A 1,968-nucleotide genomic window follows, 5' to 3' on the forward strand; every position below is an offset into this window, starting at 1 on the left:
CCCCCCCCCCCCCCCCCCCCCCCCCCCCCCGCCCCCCCCCCCCCCCCCCCCCCCCACCCCCCCCCCCCCCAACACCCCCCCCCCCCCCCCCCCCCCCCCCCGGCCCCCCCCACGATCCTTGTCGTTTTCACCGGAATGCTGGAAACGATCTGCTCGGGACTGGCGACCGCTTGTCTCTCGGTGGCCGGCAATGCCAGCCATAGCGCCATCGCTGCCACGCCAAGCAGCGCTGCTGTTCCAAACGCGGCGATGACCAGATGCAGGTTCGACCGGATTTGCCGCCAGAACCTGGGCTGCATGTCGTAGCCAAACTGCATCGCAAAGCGCCGTCGTTCCGGCGCGCCGAAACTGAAGGGCTCTCTCACTGTTACAACCTCCATTTGCGGGCCAACGTTCTTACGACCTGTGCCGGGAAACCGGCATCTGGTCGGCATCGGTCCCAATCCAACGCGGGCAGGCCCGCAAAATCCCCCTTCGACTGCCCAGAACCGGCATCCTTTGCCGGCGATTATGGCATCACTGCGCCCTTGCGGTGCGGATTCTGCACCTTTACGATCGATTCTGCAACTTGCAAGGGATTTTGCAACCTGTGGTTATATGCGGTCCCTCAAGGCATACCAGTTGAGCGCAAGAAACATCAGAGGCGCGCGCAAGCGCCGGCCACCGGGAAAGGCCGGGATGTTCAGGTCCTCGATCAGCCTCAGCCGGTCCCGGTTGCCGGCGACGGTTTCGGCATAGAGCTTGCCGAAAAAGTTCGACAGCATGACGCCGTGGCCGGAATAGCCGCCGACCGAGATCACATTGGGCATCACCTCGCGCACGAACGGTTTTCTCGGCATCGTGATGCCGACATAGCCGCCCCAGCCATGAGTGATCTCGACATCGCTGAGGTCAGGGTAAAGCTCGGCGATCTGCCGGCGGATGTGGACATGGATGTCTTTCGGATCGTTGACCGCGTAGATCTCGCGCCCGCCGAACAGCAGACGCCCATCCGTCGATTTGCGGAAGTAGCGCACGACGAAGCGGGAATCGTCGACCGCCTCACCGCCCGGCAACACGTTTGAATCCGCAAGCGGCACCGTCGCGCCGATGAAGGAGCCGATCGGCATGATATGCGCGGCACTGATCGGCTCGAGCGTGCCGCCATGGGCATTGACGCCGATCAGACATTTCTCGGCTGATATCGTGCCTTTCGGCGTCGTGACCCTGACCTTGCCGCCAACGGACGCGATGGCGGTCGCCGGCGTCTGCTCGAACAGCTGCGCGCCCGCCTGCGCCGCCACTTTTGCCGTGCCGATCACCAGCTTCAGCGGATGAATGTGCCCGGTGCCGGTGTCGCGGGTGCCGCCGAAATAGCGCGCCGAGCCCAACCGCTCCGCCGTCTCCCTGGCGTCCATGAAGCTGATGTGAGGATAGCCGAAGCGGTTCGCCATGATCTCGGCATGCGCCTTGTAGTCGTCGACATAGCGCTGCTTGTGCGTCACCGACATCTGGCCGGGCATGTAGTCGATCTCGATCTTGTTGACGGCGGCGAATTCGAGGAGATGCGCCTTGGCCCCTTCGGCGAGGTCCAACAGCGCCTTGGCCCGGGAAAAGCCGTATTCCGCTTCGAGCTCCTCGGCCCAGGCGCGCTGACCGGTGCCGAGCTGGCCGCCATTGCGGCCCGATGCGCCGTCGCCGAAACGATGCGCTTCGACCAGCACGACATTGCTGCCGGCCCTGGCGAGGTGCACCGCCGCCGACAGGCCGGTAAAACCGCCGCCAACGACGACGACGTCGCACCTCAGGTCACCGTCAAGCGCCTTGTATTCGGGCCGCGGCCCGGCCGTGTCCTCATACCAGGAGCGGCCGGGGGAGATTGGGGATTGGTAGGGCATGATGCTCGGAGTAGGGGAGTAGGGCAGTAGGGCAGTAGGGCAGTAGGGCAGTAGGGCAGTAGGGCAGTAGGGCAGTAGGGCAGTAGGGCAG

At 65.0% G+C, this 1,968-nt stretch carries 1 protein-coding gene and 1 pseudogene; both read right to left on the reverse strand.

The window, feature by feature from the left end; all coding sequences use genetic code 11:
* Positions 1-365 (reverse strand): annotated as a pseudogene (locus tag AC0L2B_RS00230) (hypothetical protein); the annotation flags it as partial.
* Positions 366-593: 228 nt separating this feature from the next.
* Positions 594-1,877 carry an NAD(P)/FAD-dependent oxidoreductase gene (locus AC0L2B_RS00235; RefSeq protein WP_473743642.1) on the reverse strand — a complete coding sequence of 428 codons (1,284 nt, stop codon included), beginning with the start codon at positions 1,875-1,877 and terminating at the stop codon, positions 594-596.
* Positions 1,878-1,968: the final 91 nt, after the last annotated feature.

The sequence above is a fragment of the Mesorhizobium sp. WSM4815 genome (assembly GCF_055811575.1).